Below are 23,311 nucleotides of genomic sequence, written 5' to 3'. Positions count from 1 at the left end.
CATGCAGGTGAACGAAGGCGTCGGTGCGGCGATGCACGAGCTGGTGGAGCGGATGTATCCGCTCTGCCGGAGCATCACCGGCGACGGGGTGCGCGCCACCCTGGACATCGTGGGGGAATACATCCCGCTCGACGTGCACGAGGTGCCCACCGGAACCCAGGTCCTCGACTGGACGGTGCCGCAGGAGTGGAACATCCGCGACGCGTACATCGCCGACGCGTCCGGAAGACGGGTCGTCGACTTCGCCGCGTCCAGCCTGCACGTGCTCGGCTACAGCGTCCCGGTGTCGGCGACGATGCCGCTGTCCGAGCTCCGTGCCCACCTCCACACGCTGCCGGACCAGCCGAACCTGGTGCCGTACCGCACCAGTTACTACAAGCCGGACTGGGGGTTCTGCCTGTCCCAGGAGACCCTGGACGCGCTGCCGGACGGCGACTACGAGGTCCGCGTCGACTCCACACTGGAGGACGGCCACCTCACCTACGCCGAGCACATCGTGCCCGGACAGGTCCCCGACGAGGTGATCGTCTCCTGCCACATCTGCCACCCCTCGCTCGCCAATGACAACCTGGCGGGCATCGCGGTGGCGACGTACCTGGCCCGCGCGCTGGCCGAACACACGCCGTACTACACCTACCGGTTCATCTTCGCGCCCGGCACCGTCGGCGCGATCACCTGGCTCGCCCGCAACAAGGACCGGGTGGAACAGGTCAAACACGGCCTCGTGCTGGCCTGCGCCGGCGACCGGGGAGACCTCACGTACAAGCGGAGCAGACGTGGCGACGCGGAGATCGACCGCGTCCTGAGCCATGTACTGACCGCCTCCGAACGCCCGCACCAGGTCAAGGAGTTCACACCGTACGGATACGACGAGCGGCAGTACTGCTCGCCCGGATTCGACCTCGGCGTGGGCTCGCTCACCCGCACCCCGTACGCCGGCTACCCCGAGTACCACACCTCGGCGGACGATCTGGACTTCGTCTCCCCGGAGGCGATGGCGGACACCTTCGCCGTCTGCCGCGAGGCGTTCGCCGTCCTGGACCGCAACCGGCGCTACCTCAACCAAAGTCCTTATGGGGAGCCGCAGTTGGGGCGGCGCGGGCTGTACGACGCGCTCGGCGGGCGCAGCGACACCAAGCAGGCCCAGATGGCGATGCTCTGGGTGCTGAATCTCTCCGACGGCGAGCACAGTCTGCTCGACGTCGCCGAGCGGTCCGGGCTGCCGTTCGACACGGTCGCCGACGCGGCCGACGCCCTGCACGGGGCGGGGCTGGTCAAGGAATGACGTCGATGACCACCGAGGAGGAGAAGACGAAGACATCCGCCGGATCCACCCGGCGGGCCCTCGCGGGCCGGCTGTCCTGGGGCCTCGCCGACCAGGCCGCCTCCAGCGTGTCCAACTTCGCGGTGGGCATCTACGTGGCGCGCTCCCTGGGAGTCACCGCGTTCGGCGTGTTCAGCCTGGCCTGGGTGACGTACGGCGTGGTGCTCAACGTCTCCCGCGGTCTTGCCACCGACCCGCTCATGGTGCGCTTCAGCGCGGTGCCGAAGGAGTCCTGGCGCGGAGCGGTGGCCCGGTCGTCCGGCACCGCGCTCGGCGTCGGAGTCGCCCTCGGAGCGGCCTGCCTGGTGATCGGCCTCGCCGTCGGCGACCGGATGGGGTCCGCCTTCGCCTGTCTCGGCATCGTCCTGCCCGGACTGCTGTTGCAGGACTCCTGGCGGTTCGCCTTCTTCGCGGCGGGCGCGGGGCGCAAGGCGTTCGTCAACGACATCGTGTGGTGCGTCGCCCTGGTCCCCGCCCTGGTGGTGGCGGGCCGGGTCGGCGGCGTGCCCGCGTTCGTGCTCGCGTGGGGCGGATCCGCCGCGGTCGCCGCCGTGTACGGCTGCTTCCAGTCCGGCATCAGGCCCCGGCTCACCGGAGCGCGCGCGTGGCTGCGCGACCACCGCGACCTCGGCACCCGCTACCTCGTAGAGAACGTCAGCAACAGTGGCGGCAGCCAACTGCGGGCGTACGGACTCGGCGTCATCGTCGGGGTCGGCGCGGTCGGTGTGGTCCGCGGCGCCGAACTGCTGCTCGGCCCGTTCATGGCCGTGCTGATGGGGCTCTCGCTGGTCACCGTCGCGGAGGCGGCCCGGGTGCTGCGGCGGGCCCCGCACCGCCTCGGCCGGTTCTGCCTGCTGCTCGGCGGCGGGCAGGCCGTCGCCGCGCTGCTGTGGGGCGGGGCGCTGCTCCTGCTGCCGGACCGGGCGGGCGAGTTGGTGCTCGGCGACGTGTGGAGCGCCGCCTCGCAGCTCATCGTGCCGGTCACCATCGGCGTCGCGGGCGCGGGGCTCGGCAGCGGCGCCGCCGCGGGGCTGCGCGCGCTGGGAGCGGCCCGGCTCAGCCTGCGCTCCCAACTGATCGCCTCCGCCTGCTATGTCGGCGGCGGGCTCGGCGGCGCGGCCGCGGGCGGCACGGTCGGCTCCGCCTGGGGCGTGGCCGCCGCGACCGTCACCGGCTCCGTCGTGTGGTGGCTGCACCTGCGGTACGCCCTGCGCGAGCACCACCACAACACCACCCCCGAAGTGAGGACCACATGACCGCCCACCCCCGACTGAGCATCGGCCTGCCCGTCTACAACGGCGAGGAGTACCTGGCCGAGTCCCTCGACGCGCTGCTCGGCCAGACCTACGAGGACTTCGAGCTGGTCATCACCGACAACGCCTCGACCGACGGGACCGAGGACATCTGCCGCGACTACGCGGCCAAGGACGCGCGCATCCGCTACATCCGGCTGCCCCGCAACATCGGCGCCGCCCCGAACCACAACTACGTGTTCACCCAGTGCCACGGCGAGCTGTTCAAGTGGGCCTCGCACGACGACCTGTACGCCCGCGACCTGCTGCGCCGCTGCGTACAGGCCCTCGACGAGCACCCCGACGTGATCCTCGCCCACGCCGACCAGGCCGTCATCGACGAGGACGGCAAGGTCAAGGTCCCCTACGCGTACACGCTCAACACCGACTCGCCGCGCGCGCCCGCCCGCTTCCGCAGCATGCTGTTCGAGCCCGGCGGCGACGACTTCTACGGCGTGATCCGGGCCGACGTCCTGCGCAAGGTGAAGCCGCACGACAGCTACCACCACGCCGACCGCACGTTCGTCGCCGAGATCGGTCTGCACGGCCCCTTCTACCAGGTGCCGGAGCTGCTGTACTTCCGCCGCGACCACCCCACCCGCGCCGAGCGGGCCAACCCGTCCAAGCGCTCCCGCTGCGTCAACCTGGACCCGCGCAGGGCCGGGCCGCTGCACCCGACGCCCCGGCTGCTCGCCGAGTACGTCCTGGGCTTCGTCTCGGCGATCCGGCGCGCGCCGCTGTCCTCGGCCGAACGCCGCGCGTGCTACGGCCACTTGGCCGCCTGGGCGACCAGCCGCACCCGGCCGGGAGCGGGGGAGCGGGTGGAGGACCGGGCGCCGGTCGACCCCGCCCAGCTCAACGTGTCCATCGACGACCTCGTCGCGGGCCGCAAGGAGCGGCGCCCATGAAGGCCGGGCCACGCGTCGGGGTGTTCGGCCTGCTCGGCTCCGGCAACCTCGGCAACGACGGCTCGCTCGAGGCCGTCCTCGGCTACCTCCGCGACGAGCATCCGGACGCGCCCGTGGACGCGCTGTGCGGCGGACCCGACGTCGTCACCGCCCGGTACGGGATCCCCGCGCGGCGGCTGCACTGGAACCGCGGCGAGTACCGGACCGCGTCACGGGCGGGCGCGCTCGTGACCAAGGGCCTCGGCAAACTCGTCGACGTCGTCCGCACCGCCGCCTGGGTACGCCGGCACGACGTGGTGATCGTGCCCGGCATGGGCGTCCTGGAGGCAACCCTGCCGCTGCGGCCGTGGGGATTCCCGTACTCGCTGTTCCTGCTCTGCGCGAGCGGCCGGCTGCTCGGCACGAAGGTCGCGCTGGTCAGCGTCGGCGCTGCCGAGATCCGGGTCCGGCCGACCCGGATCCTGGTCCGCTGGTCGGCGCGGCTCGCCGCCTACCGCTCGTACCGCGACGCCCAGTCGCGCGACGCGATGCGGGCGATGGGAGTGAACACCGCGCGCGACGCGGTCTATCCGGACCTGGCGTTCGCCCTGCCGGTGCCCGCGGCCACGGCGGGAGACGGCACGGTCTGCGTCGGCGTCATGGACTTCCACGGCGGCAACGACGACCGGGCGCGGGCCGAGGAGATCCACCGGCGCTACCTCGACGGGACGACCCGGTTCGTCCGCACCCTGGTCGAGGACGGCAGACGGGTCAGGCTGCTCACCGGCGACGACTGCGACACGTCGGTGGTCGAGGCGATCATCGAGGCGGTGGACTCGCCGCTGGTCACCGCCGCCGAGACGGCATCCCTCGCCGACCTGATGAAGGAGACGGCGGCGGCCGATGCCGTGGTCGCGACCCGCTACCACAACCTGATCTGCGCCCTGAAGTCCGGCACACCCACGCTCGCCCTCACCTACGCGGCGAAGAGCGACGCGCTCATGGAACGCATGGGCCTCGGCGCCTACTGCCACCCGGCACGCGAGGTCGACGCCGACCGACTCCTCGAACAGTTCCGGGAATTGGAGAAGCGGTCCGCGGAACTGCGCCAGACCCTCGTCGAGCGGAACAAGGCCACCACACAGCAACTCGCCCACCAGTTCAACGCGTTGACCGACACCCTGTTCCCGGCCACCGGCCAGAACCACGCACCTCGGGGGAATCGATGAAACTGACCGAAGTCCCGGAGATCGCCGGGGCGTTCCTGCTCGAACCCACGCCGCACACCGACGAACGCGGCTTCTTCTGCCGCACCTTCGACGCCGACGTGCTCCGCAGCGTGGGCCTCGACCCGGGCGCCTTCGTCCAGGACAGCGTGTCCCGCTCCGTCCGCGGCGTGCTGCGCGGCATGCACCTGCGCGCAGGCAAGGGCGAGGCCAAACTGGTCCGCTGCTCGTACGGGAAGATCTTCGACGTCGTCGTGGACCTGCGTCCTGACTCGGCCACGTACCGCAACCGCGCCACCTTCGAGCTGTCCGGCGAGACGCAGGTGACCCTCTACATCCCGGCAGGGTGCGCGCACGGGTTCCAGGCGCTGACCGAGACCGCCGACACCTCGTACCGGATCGACCGCCCGCACGACCCTGCCGAGGACGTGACGATCGCGTTCGACGACCCGGAGCTGGCCATTCCGTGGCCGCTGCCGACCACGTCGATGTCCAAGCGGGACCGGGAGGCGCCGAGCCTCGCCGAAGTCCTGAAGCAGAAGCGGAGTTGAGGGCGTACCCATGGAAGAGTTGGACCTCCCAAGGTCGCGGTCGGCGAACGAGCGGCTGCACGCCATGATCCCCGGCGGCGCGCACACGTACGCCAAGGGCGACGACCAGTACCCCGAACACCTCGCCCCGGTCATCAGCCACGGACGCGGCTCCCACGTGTGGGACATCGACGGCAACCGCTACATCGAATACGGCTCCGGGCTGCGCTCGGTCAGCCTCGGCCACGCCCACCCGCGCGTGAACGAGGCGGTGCGGCGGGAGATCGACCGCGGCAGCAACTTCGTCCGGCCGTCCATCGTCGAGGTCCAGGCCGCGGAACGCTTCCTGGCCACCGTGCCGACCGCCGACATGGTGAAGTTCGCGAAGAACGGCTCCGACGTCACCACCGCCGCGGTGCGCCTGGCGCGCGCCGTCACGGGGCGCAGGCGGGTCGCGATCTGCGCCGACCACCCGTTCTTCTCCACCGACGACTGGTTCATCGGCACCACACCCATGTCGGCGGGCATCCCGACGGCGACGACCGACCTCACCGTGTCCTTCCCGTACGGGGACCTGGCCGCCACGGAGGAACTCCTCACCCAGTACCCGGACGACGTCGCCTGCCTGATCCTCGAACCGGCCGCCCACAGCGAGCCCCCGCCCGGCTACCTCGAAGGCCTGCGCGAGCTGGCCGACCGGCACGGCTGCGTACTGATCTTCGACGAGATGATCACCGGTCTGCGCTGGTCGGAGGCGGGCGCCCAGGGCCTGTACGGCGTCGTGCCCGACCTCTCCACGTTCGGCAAGGCACTGGGCAACGGGTTCGCCGTCTCGGCGCTGGCCGGGCGCCGGGAGCTGATGGAGCACGGCGGGCTGCGCCACGCCGGCGAGCGGGTCTTCCTCCTCTCCACGACCCATGGCGCGGAGACCCACTGCCTGGCGGCGGCGATGGCCGTCCAGAGCACCTACGTGGAGGAGGGCATCAGCGCCCGTCTGCACACCCTGGGCGAGCGCCTGGCCGCCGGGGTCCGCGAGGCCGCGTCGAGCATGGGCGTCGGCGAACACGTCCTCGTCCGGGGCCGGTCCAGCAACCTGGTCTTCGCCACCCTCGACGAGCACGGGCAGCCGTCCCAGGAGTACCGCACCCTGTTCCTGCGCCACCTGCTCATGGGCGGCGTCCTCGCCCCGTCGTTCGTTGTGAGCAGCGCGCTCGGCGACGCCGACATCGACCGCACCGTCGACGTGGTGGCCGAGGCGTGCGCGGTGTACCGGAAGGCGGTCGACGCCGGCGACCCCACGCCGTGGCTGGCCGGACGGCCGGTGAAGCCGGTGTTCCGCCGCTTGGCGTGACGTCAGCGGCGAGCTGGTCGACCGGCGTCCGCCACCCGGTCGACCAGCCACGCGGTCGCGGGCACCACCGCGAGCGCGGCGCACCAGCCGCCGACCGCGTCCGTTGGATAGTGGGCGCTGAGGGCGACCTCCGCCCACCCCATGACGGCGCCCGCGGCCAGCGCCGCGCCGAACACGAGCGAAGCTCCGGCCGCTCTGCCTAGCCCGTACCGTCCGACCGCGACGAGCGCCACGACCAGGGCGAGCGCGGTGAGGAAGGCGGTGTGCCCACTCGGATAGGACAGATTGCCGGGACCGTGGATGGTGCGACCCACCACCGGCTTGACGACCGTCCCCGCTCCCACGGTCAGGGCGACCGCGGCCGCCACCAGCACCGCCGCGCGAGGACGGCGCAGCAGCAGACACCACGCCACGGCGGCCACGACCAGCACCGCCGCGCCCACGGGTTCCCCCAGGAAGTCGACGGCCAGGGCGACGCCCCGCCACGGCGGCCGCACACTGTCGTCCGTCGGCAGGACGAACCAACGGTCCACCCGGCCGGACTCGCCGTGCCCGGCGTACATCACCCCGAGCGCGACGACCACGAGCGCGGAGAGCGCCGCGACCACGCCGAGCCAGGCGCGCAGTGCGTCGGGCAGCATCGGTTCGGGCTCGGAAGCGGCCTTGCCGCTGTGGCCATGCCCCGGCTCCGCTTCAGTCAGGTGATCCAACGCGATCCCCCCGTCGTGTGTCCCACCCACCTTTCGGTGACCCTATCCGGCCTGTGGCCATGGCACCTGTTCAACTCGGCAAGTGGACACCGGAGTTGAAACGGGGGAGTGGAGGGGCGCCAGAGCGCTGCGTGAAGGCCGTCCGGCCTCCCGTGCTAGCGTTGAGCGTTTGCAGCGCAACTGTGCCGGTGCCCCGTCGGGTGCCGCCGGCCGGCCGCCGCGTCCCCGCCGCGCCTTCCTCGGTACGGCCCCCTCTTCGCCAGGAAGGCTCTCTGTGAGCGAATCAGCACGTGCCGACGACGCCCGGCCGCAGGACGAGACGCCGGGCACCGCTCCCGTGACGTCCTTCGCGGAGCTCGGTCTCCCGGCCGCGGTGCTGCGCACGCTCGACGAGCACGGGGTGACGAAGCCCTTCCCCATCCAGTCGGCGGCGCTGCCGAACGCGCTCGCGGGACGCGACGTCCTCGGCCGCGGCCGCACCGGCTCCGGCAAGACGCTCGCCTTCGGCCTGGGGCTGCTCGCCCGCATCGCCGGGCGGCGCGCCCAGCCCAAGGAGCCCCTCGCCCTCGTGCTGGTCCCCACCCGGGAGCTGGCGCAGCAGGTCACCGAGGCGCTCACCCCGTACGCCGAGGCGCTGCGGCTGCGGATGGCGACCGTGGTGGGCGGCGTGTCCATCGGACGGCAGTCCGCCGCGCTGCGGGACGGCGCAGAGGTCGTCGTCGCCACGCCCGGCCGGCTGCACGACCTGATCGAGCGCAAGGGCTGCCGCCTCGGCCGGGTGGGCATCACGGTCCTGGACGAGGCCGACCAGATGTGCGACATGGGATTCCTGCCGCAGGTCACCGAGATCCTCGATCAGGTGCGGCCCGACGGGCAGCGGATGCTGTTCTCCGCCACCCTCGACGCCGACGTCGACCAGCTGGTGCGGCGCTACCTGCGCGACCCCGCTGAGCACTCCGTGGACCCCTCGTCGAGCTCCGTCTCCACGATCGAGCACCACGTCCTCGTCGTGCACGGCCCGGACCGGTGGTCCGTCGCCACGGAGATCGCCGCCCGGGACGGCCGCGTCCTGCTCTTCCTGGACACCAAGCACGGCGTCGACCAGCTCACCAAGCACCTGCGGGGCAGCGGCGTGGCCGCGGCCGCGCTGCACAGCGGCAAGGCGCAGCCGCAGCGCACCCGGACCCTGGCCCAGTTCAAGAACGGCGAGGTCACCGCCCTGGTGGCGACGAACGTCGCCGCGCGCGGCCTGCACATCGACGACCTCGACCTCATCGTCAACGTGGACCCGGCGACCGACCCCAAGGACTACCTCCACCGCGCGGGACGCACGGCCCGCGCCGGCCGCTCCGGCACCGTCGTGTCGCTGGTCCTGTCGGGCCAGCGCCGCGAGACGAGCCAGGTCATGGCGGACGCCGACGTCACCGCGAAGGTCACGAAGGTGCGGTCCGGCGAGGCGGAGCTGAGCCGCATCACCGGCGCCAAGGCTCCCTCCGGCAAGCCCCTCGACGGCGGCCCCGCCCAGCGCCCCAAGAACCAGAACACCCCGTTCCGCGGCCTGGGCAGCACCAAGAACCCGAAGACCGGCTCCGGCTCCGGAACCGTCTCCACCAGCGGCTCCGGCGCCCGCGGCTCCCGCAAGACCAACGAGGCCCGCAAGCTCGCGGAGGCGCGAAAGGCCGCGCGAGTGCGGCGCGGAGGCTGACCCGCCGGTCGCCCCGCCTCAGCCGCGTCCCGGCAGCGTGATGCCGTACGCCCGCATCTTCCGGTAGATCGTCGTACGGGAGATGCCGAGCCGCTGCGCCGCCAGCAGCTTGTTGCCGTCCGCCGCCAGCAGGGCCTGGACCAGGGTGTCGCGCTCGGACGCCTCCCATGCGCTGAGCGAGCGGCCGCCCGCGCTGTGCAGCGACGGCGGCAGGTCATGGAGCTCGATCCGGTAGGTGCGGCGGCCCGCCGCGGCCTCGCGCAGGGCCGCGTCCAGTTGCCGGACGTTGCCGGGCCAGTCGTGCCGGCGCAGCAGCGGCAGCACCTCCGGTGCGCACTCGACGTCCGCGCCGATGCGCCGCAGCAGCCGGTCGACCAGGGCGGGGAGGTCGGCGAGGCGGTGCCGCAGGGCGGGAACGGCCGCCGCTTCGACGAAGCAGCGCCTCAGCGGCTCGGGTACGCCTTGTGCCCGGTGGAGCGTGCCCACGATCCAGGTGCCCTGGGCCGCCGCGGCCTCCAGCGCCTGGGCGACGGAGGTTCCTTGCTCGGGGGACACGGCGTCGACGTTCCGCAGGACCAGGGCACGGCCAGGGCCCGTGGGCGCCTCGCGCAGCGCGGTCGGCAGGTCGGTCCCGGTGCCGTCCGCCACGGTGGCCGCGGCATCCACGACGACGGGGGCCGACGTCGCGCCGGTCAACGCGTGCGCGGCGCCGGCCAGCGCGCACTTGCCCGTTCCCGCCTCGCCGTGGAGCAGGAGCGGCGTCCGTTCGCGGGCGCAGCGGGAGGCCGCCCGGGAGACGGTGTTCCACGCCGGATCCGTCCCGGCCAGACCCGGTAGGGGCCACGGGCGGGACGCGTCCTGCTCCGCGCGCGTACGGGAGCCGGAGCCGGGCCGCTGCCCGCCGGACGGGAATTCAGCGAAGGCCAACTCCAGCAGGTACCCGGCCGCGCCCGCCGAGCTGTCGACCTGGCGGCAGCGCATCAACACGGTTTCCCCGCCGGTCAGTTGCACCTCCTGGCGGGTGCGCGGCGCATGCCCCAGTTCGGCGGCGGCCTCGTGCAGCAGCCGGTGGTCGTCGCCCGTGAGCCGAGCGGAGGCGGCGGAGTTGGCGAGCACGAGATCCTGGCCGAGACAGAGCACCGGCCGGTCCCCGTAGTGGCTCACCTGCTGGAACGCCTCCAGGAGCGCACGCTGGTGCGAGCTGCTGAACTCGTACATCACGCGCGCGATGTCGCCCGCGGCCTCCTGCACCAGGGCCGCCATGAGCGTGCGCGCCGGGCCGTTCCAGCACGTCAGGTTCATGGCCCCCTCTACTCGCCCGGTCACCGAGTTGCGGATCGGGGCGGCCGCGCAGGAGACGCCCTGGAGGCGTTCGTTGAAGTGCTCGGTGCCGAGGACCACGTTGGGCCGGCGCTCCTCCAGGGCGACCCCGATGCCGTTCGTGCCGACGAACTGTTCGGCGTAGTTGAAGCCGGGGGCCAGATGCACCCGGTCGAGGTGCGTCGAGAGCCGCTTCTCCCCGACGCGGCGGTCGCGCACCCAGCCCTTGCGGTCCGTCACGATCACCGAGGCGTCCGAACCCGCCAGCGTCCGTTCCAGCCGGTCGAGGACGGGCGCGGCGGCGCGGACCAGGCGGCTCTCCCGGTCGTAATCGGGCTGGTAGGGGACGACCACCTCGTCCGTGCCGACCCCCAGGTACTTGGAACGCTGCCAGGAGTTGCGGATGCCCTCGGGCACGATCTGCGCAGGCGGTTCCGCATGCGTGAGGAATTGCAGGCGCGCTCGCGCGATGGTCCGGTCCCGCTCCGTGCTGTCACTGAGCATGGCGTCTCCGATGGGCGTGTTTCCGCCATATTACGAACGTGTTTGTACCCGACAACCGGCCGTACGCCAAGACTCCCAGTGCGTTTTCCGTGCAGTGGTACAGGAGTGGGCCCCGGTGTGTTCCACATTGAAAAACTCGACGGCGTCCCCGGCCCGCACGCTGATGGTCGGCGCCGCACAACGGGTGCGGTCGCCCGCCGTCGAGCACAGGAGCCCGCTATGACTTCCGCCGACAACGCACCCCGTACCGCGATCGTCACCGGCGCCGCCCGCGGCATCGGCCGCAGCATCGCGGAGCGGCTGGCCGCGGACGGACTCGATGTAGCCGTCGCCGACCTCCCCGGCATGAGCGAGGAACTGAACGAGGTGGCGGCCGGCATCGAGAAGACCGGCCGCCGTTCCCTCGCCGTGCACGCCGACGTGTCCAGCAAGGAGCAGACCGACGGGCTCGTCGAGGAGGTCGCAGGACGCTTCGGCAGGGTCGACGTCTACGTCGCCAACGCCGGTATCGCCAGGGTCACTCCGCTCCTCGACACCGGGCTCGACGAGTTCGAGCAGATCATGGCCGTGAACCTGCGCGGCGTCTTCCTCTCCTACCAGGCCGCCGCGCGGCAGATGATCGCCCAGGGCGGCGGCGGAAAGATCATCGGCGCGGCCTCGATCGTCGCGTACCGCCCGTTCGCGCTGCTCGGCACCTACTCGGCGTCCAAGTGGGGCGTACGCGGACTGACCCAGGCCGCCGCCATGGAGTGGGCGCAGCACGGCATCACCGTCAACGCGTACTGCCCGGGCATCGTCGGCACCGACATGTGGGACCTGATCGACGAGCGTCTCGCGCAGGAGGAGGGCCTGCAGAAGGGCCGGGCCATCAAAAAGTACGCGGAGGCCATCGCGCTCGGCCGCGTCGAGGAGCCCACGGACGTCGCGTCCTTCGTCTCGTACCTCGCCTCGCGGGACTCGGACTACATGACGGGCCAGTCCGTCATGATCGACGGCGGCATCCAGTTCTCCTGACGCGCACCCAGGAACCGAGGAACGAAGAAACCGAGGATCTGAGGAGACAGATGTATTCCAAGGACGGCGAGAACTACTTCATCGTCGACGCGCACATCGCGCTCTGGGACGCCCGCCCCGAGAACCAACTCAACATCCACGGCAAGCAGTTCATCGACTGCTTCTACGACTACCACCGCAACCTGAGCCCGGAATCGGAACTCTGGACGTACGAGGAGTACCTGTACTACGGCGGCGGGCGCCTGATGAAGGACCTTTTCGTCGACGGGTACGTGGACCACGCCATCTTCCAGCCCGCGCGCCTGGGCGCGTTCTACCGGGGCGGCTTCGGGCAGACGGAGGAGGCCTTCGCGCTCGCCCAGAAGCACCCCGACAAGCTGACGTACAACCACTCCTTCGACCCCCGCTACGAGCAGAAGGGGCTCGACCAACTGCGGCGCGACGCCGAGCGGTTCCGGCTCAAGGGCGTGAAGCTGTACACCGCCGAGTGGAAGGGCGACAGCCGCGGCTACAAGCTCGACGACCCGTGGACGTACCGCTATCTCGAGGTGTGCCAGGAACTCGGGATCAACAATGTGCACGTCCACAAGGGGCCGACGATCCGTCCCCTCGACCGGGACGCCTTCGACGTGGCGGACGTCGACAAGGTGGCCACGCAGTTCCCCGAGATGAACTTCGTCGTCGAGCACTGCGGGCTGCCCCGCCTCGAGGACTTCTGCTGGATCGCCACGCAGGAGCCCAATGTGCACGCCGGCCTCGCCGTCGCGATCCCGTTCATCCACTCCCGGCCCCGGTACTTCGCGCAGATCATCGGCGAACTGCTCTACTGGCTGGACGAGGACCGCATCCAGTTCTCCAGCGACTACGCGCTCTGGACGCCCCGTTGGCTGATCGAGCGGTTCGTCGACTTCCAGATCCCCGAGGACATGACGCCCGAGTACGCGCCGATCACCCTGGCGCAGAAGAAGAAGATCCTCGGGCTGAACGCGGCGGCCATGTACGACATCGAGGTCCCGGCCGGACTCGGGGTCACCGAACCGGCGGTGGCCTGACATGACCGTCGACGCACGGGAACGCTCCGCCCGCGCCGCGCTGGACACGGTCCTCGACCCGGAGCTGGACGAGCCGATCACCGACCTGGGTTTCGTGCGCTCCGTGACGCTGACCCCCGACGGGGCGCTCACCGTCCGCCTCAGGCTCCCCACGTCCTTCTGCTCGCCCAACTTCGCGTACCTGATGGCGTCGGACTCCAAGGACGCGCTGACGGCACTGCCCTGGACGCGGGACGTCGTCGTGCTGCTCGACGACCACCACGACTCGGACCTGATCAATGGCGGGCTGGCGGCGGATGCGGGCTACCGCGGCACGTTCGGCGCCGAGGCCGAGAAGGACCTGGAAGCGCTGCGGCTGACGTTCCGCCGCAAGGCCCATGTCGCCGCGATGGAACGGGCGTTGACGCGCCTGCTCCGCGAGAACCCCGACCTCACCGAGGAGGACCTGCACGACGTGGTCCTCGGGGACCTCCCCGACGCGGCGACAACCAGTGCGCTGCTGCGGCGAAGGGAGGCGCTCGGCCTCGGCGTGGCGCCGTCCGACCCGGTACTGGTGGACGAGGAGGGGCGACGCGTCCCGCCGGGCGAGATCCCGCTCCGGCTGCGCTTCGCCCGCGCGGTCCGGGTGTCGATCGACGGCAACGCGCACTTCTGCCGGGGGCTGCTCCGCACCCGCTACCCGCAATCCGCGGACGACCAATCGAAGGAGAACGTCTCGTGAAGGCAGTCCAGGTCGTGGGCTACGGCAAGAACCTCGAAATGGCCGAGGTCCCCGCCCCCGAGGTGACCGGCCCGTTCGACGTGATCGTCAGGATCGGCGGCGCCGGCGTGTGCCGCACCGACATCCACATTCTGGAGGGGCAGTGGGCGCAGAAGTCCGGCGTGACACTGCCCTACACGATCGGCCACGAGAACGCCGGCTGGGTGCACGCCGTCGGCAGCGCCGTCACCAACGTCGCCGAGGGCGACAAGGTCATCGTGCACCCGCTGATCACCTGCGGGTTGTGCCGCGCCTGCCGGGCGGGCGACGACGTGCACTGCGAGAACAACCAGTTCCCCGGCATCGACACGGCCGGCGGCTACGCCGAGTACCTGAAGACCTCCGCGCGCAGTGTCGTACGCATCGACGACTCCCTCGAACCGGCCGACGTCGCGGCGCTCGCCGACGCGGGTCTCACGGCGTACCACGCCGCGGCCAAGGCGGCCCGCAGGCTGCGGCCGGGGGACCGCTGCGTGGTGATCGGCGCGGGCGGGCTCGGGCACATCGGCGTACAGGTCCTCAAGGCCCTCACCGCCGCCGAGCTCCTCGTCGTCGACCGCAACCCCGACGCGGTGGCCCTGGCCACGTCCATCGGGGCCGACCACGGCGTCGTCGCCGACGGCGGGCACGTCGAGCGGGTGCGCGAACTGACCGGTGGACAAGGGGCGGAGGCGGTCATCGACTTCGTCGGCGAGGGCGGCTCCACCAAGGACGGCGTCGGCATGCTGCGCCCGGCCGGCGACTACCACGTGGTCGGCTACGGCGAGAACATCGACGTACCGACCATCGACATCATCTCCGCCGAGATCAACTTCATCGGCAACCTGGTGGGCTCGTACAACGACCTGTGCGAGCTGATGGTCCTGGCCGCACAGGACCGCGTCCGCCTGCACACCGCCAAGTACCCCTTGGACCGCTTCCAGGACGCGCTGGACGACCTGGAGAGCGGCCGGATCCGCGGCCGGGCGATCCTCACGCCCTGAATGTCCGGGCATGATGTGGGCCATGACGCACACAGCCCGTCGCATGTTCGAGCTCCTGGAGCCGATCTGCCTCGTCACGTACTTCGCGGACGAGTGCAACGAGGAGTTGGCCGCGCTCGGCCACCGCACCTACTGGGACGGCTACTTCGCCGGCCGCGCCGCTCCGCTGGGGCGGGTGTCGGCGCACGTCGTGCACGCGGCCTTCTACAGCTTCGCCGAGGGGGAGGCCGCGCGGCACATCCCCAGCGCGTGGGAGACGATCCCGCCCGAGGCATCCGTCGCCGCGCGGGAACGGGGCAGCGCGGCCTCCGTGCGGCGGATCCTCGGCGCCGAGCTGGCCGGGTCCCCGGGGCTGGTGCGCGCCGCCGACCTGACCACCAAGGCCGCGACGAGCGCGCCCACGGCGGGCCGGGTGATGTACGCCGGGATGCGCGGGCTGGCGGTGCCGAGCGACCCGGTCGCCCGGTTGTGGCACTCCGCGACGATGTTGCGCGAGCACCGCGCCGACGGACACATCGCCGCTCTCGTCGGGGCGGGCATCGGCGGCACGGAGGCACACGTGCTGTCCGCGCTGGAGATGGGCATCCACCCACCGGAGTCGTTCGGGCGCATCCACCATCTGCCGAAGGAGCGCCTGGCCGCGGTCATGGACGGCTTGCGCGAGCGCGGGCTCGTCGACACGGACGGCCGGTTCACCGACACCGGCCGCGAGACCAAGCAGCGCATCGAAGCCCTGACCGACGAACTCGCCCTGCCGCCGTACGAAGCTCTTTCGACGGCGGAACTCGGCGAACTGGTCGCCGAGCTCGAACCCATCACCGAGACGCTGGTGGCCGCAGGATCCCAGTGACGAGGAGCCACACTGCGCGGACTACGACGCGGCGCCGACAGGCACCCTTTCCAGAGCCGGACGCTCGATCTCCGTCAGAAAGTCGAGCGTGTCGATCGGCTGGTCGGTGAAGTAGTCCGCGATGAGCCGGGAGAACTCCTTGCCCCGTTCGAGGTTGGGCAGATGGTCGGACTCGCGGATCAGGGCGAACTGCCCGTGCTGAATCGTTGCGGCAACTTCGCGTACGCGGTCGGGGGTGGAGAACTCGTCGTACTCACCGGTGAAGCACAGGGCGGGTACGTCGGGAATGCCACCAGGAGGAAGACCGGGCGTGGCCAGGACACGCTCCAGGATGGCGACGTGCCGGGGCACATCGGCGTCGGTGATGGCGCTCATCGTGCACGCCAGCAGCCGGGCCGTCACGGCACGCTTGCGCACGGGACGGTCCGGGTGCGCCATGAGCGCCTCGACCGTCACCCGGCCGTAGGCGCTCGAAATGTCTCCGGAGGCGAGGCTGTCGACCATGGCCCGGAGCGCGGTCCGGCATTCCGCCGGGTACTCCATGGAAGCCCCCGCGAGGATCAGGCGCTTGACGCGCTCGGGACGCCGTTGGACCAGCCGGTACGCGATGGGAACGCCGTAGGAAGCGGCGAACAGATTTACGGAGTCCAGCTCCAGCCGCCCGAGCAGATCGCCCAGCACCTCGGCGAGGAAGTCGAAGCCGTACTCCGCCGGCAGATCGTCGGCCTTGCCCGACCCCGGCAGGTCGACGGTGATGACCGTCGCGACCTCCGTCCAGGGCTTCTCCAGTCGCCGGAAGGCGTACATGTCCTGGAAGGAGCCGCCCAGCAGAACGATGGGCTCTGTCCGAGGAGCGGGGTTCTCGACGATCCGGCAGTCATAGTCGAACCCTTTGAAATGCATCCGACGCACGAATTCCTCAGGCATGAGCAGGTGACTCCTCGTAGCAGGGCAACGGTCACCAAGCCCAACGAACATCGGCTGACGGGGTAATGGATCAGCAGGTGGATCAACAGAAGACGTACATAAGGCGGGTTGTCCGAGACGGCCCGGTCGGTCGCTCAGCGTGGTTGCTCAGGGTGTGGGAGGCGCGTCGTGGTCGCTCAGAGCGAAGTGCACCGCGGCCGGGCGCGGCAGCCCGGCGCCCTGGCGGTGCAGCGCCTCGTAGCGCTGGTCGCCGAGTGCCTGCCGCGCCGCGGCATCGAACCGGGCGTGCAACGCCCCCAGTTTCGGATTGCCGACGAACGGGGCCGAGCCCGCCAGCTCCTCCACCGCGCGCACCGCGCCGAACAGCCAGGCCGAGCGGGAGTGTCGTCCGTCCCGGGCGGCGACCCACGCCAAGAGGCTGAGGGAGGCCGCCTGGCCGAGCAAGTCGTCGCGCGTGTACTGCAGTTCAAGGGCGCGGCGCCCCGCCCGGTCCGCGGCAGCCGTGTCCCCGGTGAGAATGTGGGCGATGCCGCCGGCGATGAGGATGAACGCCGTGAAGTAGCTCTCCTCACTGCCTTCGCCGAACAGGTCGAGCGCTTCGTCGAAGTCGGCGAGCGCGGCGCCGGGGTCGCCGGCCATCGTATGGGCGACCCCACGGCGGATGGCGGCCAGACATGTGCCGGAGGCGTCGTCGACCTCGCGGAAGATCTCGGTCGCCCGACGCAGCAGATCCAGGCCCGTGCCGGGTTCACCGGAGTAGGCCAGTGCCATCCCGCGGCTCATGGCGGCGTATCCGGCGAGCCTTCGGTCGGCGAGCCGGTCGGCGTCCTCCTGCGCCGCATCCGCGAACCGCCGTGCCGCCGTGTGCTCGCCCCGGTACGTCGCGAAGGTGCAGCTCCACACCAGCGTCGTGAACCGGTCGACCGACGGCCCGGGCGCGTGCTCGAGTGCGAGCTCCATCCAGTGGCCCGCCTCGCGGGGCTGCCCGGCACACACCCAGTACGCCCACATCGCCGCCGTCACGGCCACGGCCTCATTGCCTTCGTCGGCGTCGAGGGCATAGCCGAGGGCGGCACGGAGGTTCTCCCGCTCGGGGACAAGTCCCCAGTACAACGGCACCTGTTCGGAGGTGAGGAAGCGGTCGGCGAAGTGGCGCAGCAACGCCGCGTAGTGGCCGACGTGGCGACGGCGGTGGTCCTCGCGCTCGCCGATGGCCTCCAGCCACCCGGCGCCGTACTCACGGATGGTGTCGAGCATCCGGTATCGCTCGGTGCAACCGGTCGGCTGCCAGTTCAGGATGGACTTGTCGATGAGCGCGTCCAGGAGGGCCTGGATTCCGGTGCCCGGCAGGTGCGCGTCGGTACACACCTGCCGGGCCGTCTCGGCGTCGAAGCCGCCCGCGAAGACGGAAAGGCGTGCCCAGAGCAGTCGCTCCGCCGGGGTGCACAGTTCGTGACTCCAGCCGATCGCGGTGCGCAGCGCCCGGTGCCACGGCGGGGCGGCGTCGCGCACCACCTTCTCGGCACTGCTCAAGGCCTCGTAGCGGTCCTCCAGACGTTCGGTCAGTTCCGCCAGGGACAGTTCGCGCAGTCGTGCGGCGGCCAGCTCGATGGCGAGCGGCAGACCGTCGAGGCGCCGGCACAGCCGTACCAGGTCCGGCCGGTTGGCATCGGTCATGGCGAAACCGGGGGCCACTTCGGCCGCGCGGGCGGACAGCAGGACGACCGCGTCCGTCGCCGCCCCGGTCACGTCCTCGTCGCTCTCCGGCACGGCCAGCGGCGCGACGGTCAACGTCTGCTCCGCGGCCATGCCCAGCGGGCGGCGGCTCGTCACCAGAACCCTCAGTGTCGGCGCCCCCCGCAGCAACGCCTCGACCACCAGCCCGCAAGGGCCCACCAGATGCTCGCAAGTGTCCAGTACCAGCAGCATCTCGCGTTCCGCGAGATAGTCGACCAGCACATCGAGCATCGGGCGCGTCGTCTGATCCGCCAGCGGCAGCTCCTCCGCGATGGCGAGAGCCAGCACGGATCCGTACCGCACGGGGGACAGCTCCACCCACCACGCGCCGTCCCGGAAGGACTCCTGCGCCTCGTGCGCGGCCTGCAGCGCCAGCCGCGTCTTGCCCACCCCACCGACCCCCGTCAGGGTCACCAGGCGCGCATCCCCGAACAGCCTCCGGATCTCCGCCAGTTCCGGCCGCCGCCCGACCAGCTCCGGCGTCGCCGCGGGAAGATTCCCCGTGCGCTGCTTCCGCGTGGTCACATCGTCCCTCTCCGCCCCTGCCGACCCGTCACCAGGAAATGCCGGACAGTCTGGCGGAGCTCGTCACACGGCGTGACGGCGAGCCGCAAAGCGATCGGAAATGGCCGCAACTCCCCTGAAGAACAGCGACCGACGGCCCACCTTTGCCCGAGACCGCACCGCTTCGGTGCCCGCGCCACGTCGGCCTCCGCCGCGCGGGGAGCCGCTGCTCCGCAGGCCGCCGACCAGAGCGGTCATCGGTCTACGAGAACACGATGAGGACGTACAGAAGGAACGTCATCAGGTGGGCGGCGCCGTGCACGGCGGTGATCTTCTTGCTGAAGAAGGACGTGACCGTCAGGAGCAGGGTGACGCCCAGCAGGGCGATGTTCGCGGGCGATTCGGCGAGGTGGACGGTCTGGCCGGTGATGAGTCCGATGACAAGGACGGCAGGGATGGTCAGACCGACGGTGGAGACCAGGGCGCCGTGGCACAGGTTGCTCACGCGCTGGATCTCTCCCGTGTGGGCGGCGCGGATCGTGGTGATCGTCTCGGGCAGGAAGACGATCATCGAGATCAGGATGCCGGACAGTTCCACCGGGGCGCCGATCCTGGCCACTCCTTCGTCGAGGAGGGCGGCCATGTCGTGGGACAGCAGCACGATCGGGATGACGGTCAGCACCAGCACGACCGCGCGTGACAGCACCTCGGTCCGGTGGGCCGACAGGACTTCGAGGATGCTCGACCGGGATCGGTGCCCCTCGGATGTCGTGGTCGCGCCCGGAGCGGAGGGGGCGGCGGTGACTTCTTGGAAGTCGTCGCGTTGAGGGCCCATCTGGCGGTAGAGGAAGAAGGCGTACAACACCAGGGTGGTGATCAGGATCGGCACGGCCTGGCCGGACTCGTACGCGCCCTCGGAGCCGATCAGGCCCGGCAGCACGAACGCCGCCGGGAGAAGGACGACCAGCAGGGACAGGTAGGAGGAGACGCCGGCGCTGTTGGGTTCCAGGGCACGGTGTCGCACACCGGCGACCAGCAGTGCGATGCCGATGACGAGGTTGAGAATGATCATCGACACGGCCATCACCGAGTCACGGGCGATCGTCGAGTGGTCTCCCGGCCCGAGCATGACGGCGGAGATCAGGACGACCTCGATCACCACGATCGACAGTGTCAGAACCAGAGTCCCGTAGGGGTCTCCCAGTCGGTGGGCCAGGCGCTCGGCCTGGGTGACCACCCCGAACGCGCACACCACGATCACCACGACGATCGCGGCGAGCAATGCGAACAGCGCCGGCGTCGAAAGCGGGCCCTTCAATACGGGATGCGCGATGAGCAGCACGACGAAGGCGATCCAGCCCAGCAGTAGCTGCGTCAGTGCCCGGGGAGTCAGGACGTTTCGTACACCAGAGACGACCGACACGGTCATGTCTCCCAATCCGCGGGCCGTCCCGGCGATCGCCTCTCACGCACGGGCCGTCCCGAACGCACCTTCCACATCGGATTCTACTGGCACGTGTCATGTGAAGCCTCCGGGGCGGGCTCGTGAGGCCGAGTGTCCGGTGCCGGTACGTTGGCCCGATGGACGAGGCGTGGAGCGAGTTCCGTGACCGGCTGCGGGCGGAAGTGGCCGGTATGCGCGAGAGGGACACCCTGGTGGTCTCCGAGCCCGACCCGGAGCCGCCGCCGGTGCCCGACGCCCCGGGGCGACGCTGGTGGCAGCGGCGCCCCAAGCCCCGGCAGGAGACCGGGCGATACGTGCAGTTCATGAGGTGGCACGACGGGTTCGGCGCCGAATGCGTCTCGTCGGCGTACCGGAAGACGACCGAGGCGCAGAAGCAGCGGCTGCTGTCGCTCGGCTGGTCCGACCCGGACACCCACCCGCCGCGCAGCGGGCGCTCGGAGAATCACGAGATGTGGTTCGGCCTCGACGAGGTCGACCGGCTTGCCCGGATCTCCACCGACGCGCTCCGCGTACTGGGCGAGGAGCCGCCCGACGCGCGGTGGACCTGGCGGAAGGACCCGCCGGCGTGAGCGGCCGGAGCGACCCGGGAGCTTCGCCTGGAGCACCTCGCTGACCAGCCACGCGACTGTTCGCCGACCTAGGAGTGTGTGGTCCAGTGGGGTGCGGTGCGGGCCCAGGCCGTGTCCCACTGGCCAAGGTTGTGGCGGTGGATGCGTCGGCTTGTGGCGGCGTGCGCCGCGAGGCCGGTGAGCGGCACCGAGAGGAAGGCGAGCATGGCCCAGCCCATGGTGTGGTTGCGGACCTGTTCCGCGGTCAAGGGCGGTTCGGTGAGCTTGCCGTCGGCACCGGTCCAGATCCGGACGGTGGTGCCGGCCGGCAGCGATGGTTCGACATTGGTCTTCCCGGTCCGTGTCGCGCCGCTCGGGTCGGTGTAGCGGACGGGGACGGGGTAGCGGGCCCGTTTCGCTTCCTCGGATCCGGGTTCGGGGTGGCGCGGGGCGTCGTGGGTGAGGGTGGCGGACTGCTGGGTGCGGGTGAGCGCTTCGTGCTGGGCGGTGCTGCGGTAATGGCGGTGCGCGCGGTCTCCCGCGGCGAACATCGCGGCTGGTGTGGTGATCAGTACGGCGAGTGCGAGGGTGAGGGTGACCCAGGCCTGGAGTCGGTCGCTGGGGCGCCGGAGCGGGTTGCGCCTCCACCGCCACAGAAGGCAGTGGACACGGGGCCGGCGGGCGGGTTCGGGGTCGGTGGGTGGTGGCTGGGCCGGCGGGATCTCGCGGGCCATGGTGTGCCTCCTTCCTGACGGCAGGAGCTGTCGTACGGGCACGGCAGGGCGCCCTCGCCCGTTGAACTGGGTCTCGGGCGCCGGGAGTTGGTAGGTCGGGTGTGGAGCTAGCGGGGCGGGCCCGGCCGGTGGGTGTGTGCGGTGGTGGGGTGGTTGTGCGCGGCTTTCAGGAGTTGTGCGGCGCCTCGGACGGCGGCGGTGTGGGGTGCGGGGACGGGGTGGAGCGGCGTGTGCAGCCGGTCGGCGAGGCGGTGGGTGATCTCGGGGTGCAGGGCGCCGCCGCCCGCGAGGAGGGGGCCCCGGGCGAGTGCGTCGTGGGTGAGGGAGGTGGGGTCCTGGCGCAGCATCGAGGCCGTCATGTCGGCCAGCGCCCCGCCGATCTGTGCGGGTCCGGTCGTCTGGTCACGGATGTCTTCGGTCCCCAGCGCGGTGCGGCGTGCGTCGTGCACGGCTCCGTCGACCAGGAGGACCACCTCGGTGAGGTGGGCGCCGATGTCGATGACGATCAGTGGCCGGGACAGGTCGGCGCCTGCGGAGTGGGCCACGGCGCGGGCGGCGGGAATGGTCAGCACGCTGCGCGGACGCAGGGCCTGGACGGCGACGTGGGCCTGGGAGCGGTAGGTGATCCCGTCGAGGACCGGTGCGGCCACCACGATCAGCGGGCGGGCGAGGCGGGGCAGCCGGTGGGCGAGGAGCCGCTCGAGCATCCGTGCCGTGCCGGGCGCGTCGATGATGGTGCCGCGCTGGATGGGATGGATGGCGCCGGTACCGGGGAAGGTCACGGTCGGCACGTCGAGGACGAGCCCCCGTCCTGCGATCCATGCGCGAGTGCGTGCGCTGCCCATGTCGAGGGCGATCCCGCTGCACTGCCGGGGCCAGGGCCGGAGACGGAGCGGGGTCATAGGCCGGCCTCCGGTGTTTGTGGGCAGCGGGCGCAGTAGCGGGCCTGCGGCACGATCATCAGGCGCTCGCGGTCGATGGCGCGCCGGCAGCGCCGGCAATGCCCGAAGCGGCCCTCGGCGAGGCGGTCGAGGGCCGCTTCCACGTCGATGAGGACCATGCGCGCGCAGGCCGCGAGCGTGTCGTGGACCTGAGTGTGCGCGGGGGAGCGCTGCTGGAGCGGCTGACCGGTGCGGGTGTCCGCCGCGGTGAGCCGGCGCAGCTGCTCCTCGCGGAAGCGCTGCTGCTCGTGGAGGCTCTCGCGCAGAGCCGTGAGGTCCTGGAGCGACAGCTGCGTGGTGTGGTCGCTGATGGTGTGGTGTTTCACCACTTCACCCCTTGAGGCAGGGCGGGAGGGACGGGATCGGAAGATGCGAGTGGAGAGGAGGGGGACAGTGAGGCGGTGAGTGTCAGGCGGTGGTGCGGTGTCGGCAGGTGACGCAGTAGGAGGTGTAGGGGAGGATCTCGAGGCGCTCTTCGGGGATGGAGGTCCCGCAGGTCCGACAGGTGCCGTAGGTGCCGGCCTCGAGGCGGGCGAAGGCGGTGTCGATGTCCTGGAGGGTCTGCCGGATCGCGGACGTCTGGGTGCTCATCAGCTGCTCGTTGGTGTGGGTGTTCTCGGTGAGCGCGTGGAGTTGGGTGAGACTGGTGGTGCGGGCGTGTTCGAGACGTCGGCGGGTCTCGTGGGTGGCGGCGGGTTCTGGGTGGGGTTCGGTGCGGGATGTGTCGAGGGGCATGGTGGCGGGGTCCTCTCAGGGAGCGGGTGTGCCGATGGCCGGGCCGTCGGGCCCGTGCACCGTCCACCCTCGCCGGGTCGCCAGGGCAATCCCATCGGGCGCGGGCCCCATTTCGGTGGGGCGCGGGCTCCATTCGTCGGCCGTGTGTGCCGCGCCGGGCCGGGGTGGGGGAAGCTGGACGGACGCGGGGTCGCTCATCAGGACCGCGGTTC

At 71.3% G+C, this 23,311-nt stretch carries 22 protein-coding genes; 13 read left to right on the top strand and 9 right to left on the bottom strand.

What is annotated here, in order from left to right:
• The first annotated feature begins 1 nt into the window (after window position 1).
• From ACOKM3_RS01405 to ACOKM3_RS01380, 6 genes are read left to right on the top strand one after another with little or no spacing between them, the layout of a single operon-like run.
• A complete protein-coding gene (locus ACOKM3_RS01405; protein WP_426906659.1) occupies window positions 2-1,285 on the top strand; it encodes a DUF4910 domain-containing protein in 1,284 nt (427 codons plus the stop codon).
• A complete protein-coding gene (locus ACOKM3_RS01400) occupies window positions 1,282-2,580 on the top strand; it encodes an MATE family efflux transporter (protein WP_426896033.1) in 1,299 nt (432 codons plus the stop codon). Before ACOKM3_RS01405 ends, ACOKM3_RS01400 begins: the two co-directional genes overlap by 4 nt.
• Window positions 2,577-3,524: a glycosyltransferase family 2 protein gene (locus ACOKM3_RS01395; RefSeq protein ID WP_426896031.1), complete on the top strand. Its 948-nt coding sequence runs from the start codon at window positions 2,577-2,579 to the stop codon at window positions 3,522-3,524. The genes ACOKM3_RS01400 and ACOKM3_RS01395 overlap by 4 nt, the downstream gene beginning before the upstream one ends.
• Window positions 3,521-4,732, top strand: a complete 1,212-nt coding sequence (locus tag ACOKM3_RS01390; protein WP_426896029.1) for a polysaccharide pyruvyl transferase family protein — start codon at window positions 3,521-3,523, stop codon at window positions 4,730-4,732. Before ACOKM3_RS01395 ends, ACOKM3_RS01390 begins: the two co-directional genes overlap by 4 nt.
• Entirely contained in the window at window positions 4,729-5,280 is a 552-nt protein-coding gene (rfbC, locus tag ACOKM3_RS01385) for a dTDP-4-dehydrorhamnose 3,5-epimerase (RefSeq protein ID WP_426896027.1), read from the top strand. The genes ACOKM3_RS01390 and rfbC overlap by 4 nt, the downstream gene beginning before the upstream one ends.
• A 10-nt stretch (window positions 5,281-5,290) precedes the next feature.
• Window positions 5,291-6,610, top strand: a complete 1,320-nt coding sequence (locus tag ACOKM3_RS01380) for a glutamate-1-semialdehyde 2,1-aminomutase (RefSeq protein ID WP_426896026.1) — start codon at window positions 5,291-5,293, stop codon at window positions 6,608-6,610.
• A gap of 2 nt (window positions 6,611-6,612) precedes the next feature.
• Here the strand turns inward: ACOKM3_RS01380 and ACOKM3_RS01375 are convergent, their stop codons facing one another.
• Window positions 6,613-7,251, bottom strand: coding sequence for a phosphatase PAP2 family protein (locus ACOKM3_RS01375; protein WP_426906658.1), 639 nt, complete (start codon window positions 7,249-7,251; stop codon window positions 6,613-6,615).
• A gap of 343 nt (window positions 7,252-7,594) precedes the next feature.
• Between ACOKM3_RS01375 and ACOKM3_RS01370 the strand changes: the two genes are divergently transcribed.
• A complete protein-coding gene (locus ACOKM3_RS01370) occupies window positions 7,595-9,025 on the top strand; it encodes a DEAD/DEAH box helicase (protein ID WP_426896024.1) in 1,431 nt (476 codons plus the stop codon).
• 18 nt (window positions 9,026-9,043) lie between these two features.
• Here the strand turns inward: ACOKM3_RS01370 and ACOKM3_RS01365 are convergent, their stop codons facing one another.
• The gene (locus ACOKM3_RS01365) at window positions 9,044-10,849 is read right to left on the bottom strand and encodes a sigma-54-dependent Fis family transcriptional regulator (protein WP_426896022.1); all 1,806 of its coding nucleotides are present in this window, start codon (window positions 10,847-10,849) and stop codon (window positions 9,044-9,046) included.
• 219 nt (window positions 10,850-11,068) lie between these two features.
• Between ACOKM3_RS01365 and ACOKM3_RS01360 the strand changes: the two genes are divergently transcribed.
• Genes ACOKM3_RS01360 through ACOKM3_RS01340 form a run of 5 tightly spaced genes read left to right on the top strand, consistent with a single transcriptional unit; the run spans window position 11,069 to window position 15,508 of the window.
• The gene (locus ACOKM3_RS01360; protein WP_426896020.1) at window positions 11,069-11,863 is read left to right on the top strand and encodes an acetoin reductase; all 795 of its coding nucleotides are present in this window, start codon (window positions 11,069-11,071) and stop codon (window positions 11,861-11,863) included.
• Between the two features lie 50 nt (window positions 11,864-11,913).
• On the top strand, window positions 11,914-12,915 hold the full coding sequence (locus ACOKM3_RS01355) for an amidohydrolase family protein (protein ID WP_426896018.1): 1,002 nt from the start codon (window positions 11,914-11,916) through the stop codon (window positions 12,913-12,915).
• A 1-nt stretch (window position 12,916) separates the two neighbouring features.
• A complete protein-coding gene (locus tag ACOKM3_RS01350; protein ID WP_426896016.1) occupies window positions 12,917-13,636 on the top strand; it encodes a metal-sulfur cluster assembly factor in 720 nt (239 codons plus the stop codon).
• Window positions 13,633-14,658 carry an NAD(P)-dependent alcohol dehydrogenase gene (locus ACOKM3_RS01345; RefSeq protein WP_426896014.1) on the top strand — a complete coding sequence of 342 codons (1,026 nt, stop codon included), beginning with the start codon at window positions 13,633-13,635 and terminating at the stop codon, window positions 14,656-14,658. The genes ACOKM3_RS01350 and ACOKM3_RS01345 overlap by 4 nt, the downstream gene beginning before the upstream one ends.
• A gap of 22 nt (window positions 14,659-14,680) precedes the next feature.
• Entirely contained in the window at window positions 14,681-15,508 is an 828-nt protein-coding gene (locus tag ACOKM3_RS01340) for an SCO6745 family protein (protein ID WP_426896012.1), read from the top strand.
• Between the two features lie 21 nt (window positions 15,509-15,529).
• Here the strand turns inward: ACOKM3_RS01340 and ACOKM3_RS01335 are convergent, their stop codons facing one another.
• The 3 genes from ACOKM3_RS01335 to ACOKM3_RS01325 form a co-directional block, all read right to left on the bottom strand.
• On the bottom strand, window positions 15,530-16,435 hold the full coding sequence (locus tag ACOKM3_RS01335; protein WP_426896010.1) for an alpha/beta fold hydrolase: 906 nt from the start codon (window positions 16,433-16,435) through the stop codon (window positions 15,530-15,532).
• A 147-nt stretch (window positions 16,436-16,582) separates the two neighbouring features.
• Complete coding sequence (locus ACOKM3_RS01330; RefSeq protein ID WP_426896008.1) at window positions 16,583-18,697, bottom strand: ATP-binding protein; 2,115 nt, start codon at window positions 18,695-18,697, stop codon at window positions 16,583-16,585.
• 241 nt (window positions 18,698-18,938) lie between these two features.
• Window positions 18,939-20,105, bottom strand: coding sequence for a calcium:cation antiporter (locus ACOKM3_RS01325; RefSeq protein WP_426896006.1), 1,167 nt, complete (start codon window positions 20,103-20,105; stop codon window positions 18,939-18,941).
• Window positions 20,106-20,257: 152 nt separating this feature from the next.
• Here ACOKM3_RS01325 and ACOKM3_RS01320 point away from each other — a divergent pair, with 152 nt between their 5' ends.
• The gene (locus ACOKM3_RS01320) at window positions 20,258-20,710 is read left to right on the top strand and encodes a TY-Chap domain-containing protein (protein ID WP_426896004.1); all 453 of its coding nucleotides are present in this window, start codon (window positions 20,258-20,260) and stop codon (window positions 20,708-20,710) included.
• Window positions 20,711-20,778: 68 nt separating this feature from the next.
• Here ACOKM3_RS01320 and ACOKM3_RS01315 read toward each other — a convergent pair whose 3' ends face one another.
• The 4 genes from ACOKM3_RS01315 to ACOKM3_RS01300 form a co-directional block, all read right to left on the bottom strand.
• Window positions 20,779-21,423 (bottom strand): Rv1733c family protein, encoded by a 645-nt coding sequence (locus ACOKM3_RS01315; protein WP_426896002.1) that lies wholly within the window; start codon window positions 21,421-21,423, stop codon window positions 20,779-20,781.
• A gap of 107 nt (window positions 21,424-21,530) precedes the next feature.
• Window positions 21,531-22,325 (bottom strand): rod shape-determining protein, encoded by a 795-nt coding sequence (locus ACOKM3_RS01310; protein WP_426896001.1) that lies wholly within the window; start codon window positions 22,323-22,325, stop codon window positions 21,531-21,533.
• Window positions 22,322-22,693 (bottom strand): TraR/DksA family transcriptional regulator, encoded by a 372-nt coding sequence (locus ACOKM3_RS01305; protein ID WP_426896000.1) that lies wholly within the window; start codon window positions 22,691-22,693, stop codon window positions 22,322-22,324. The genes ACOKM3_RS01310 and ACOKM3_RS01305 overlap by 4 nt, the downstream gene beginning before the upstream one ends.
• A 79-nt stretch (window positions 22,694-22,772) precedes the next feature.
• Complete coding sequence (locus ACOKM3_RS01300; RefSeq protein WP_426895999.1) at window positions 22,773-23,099, bottom strand: TraR/DksA family transcriptional regulator; 327 nt, start codon at window positions 23,097-23,099, stop codon at window positions 22,773-22,775.
• Window positions 23,100-23,311: the final 212 nt, after the last annotated feature.

This window comes from Streptomyces nidicola (assembly GCF_050106155.1).
GTDB lineage: Bacteria > Actinomycetota > Actinomycetes > Streptomycetales > Streptomycetaceae > Streptomyces.
Note: the sequence above shows the minus strand (reverse complement) of the source record. Positions and strands in the feature narration are given on the sequence as shown.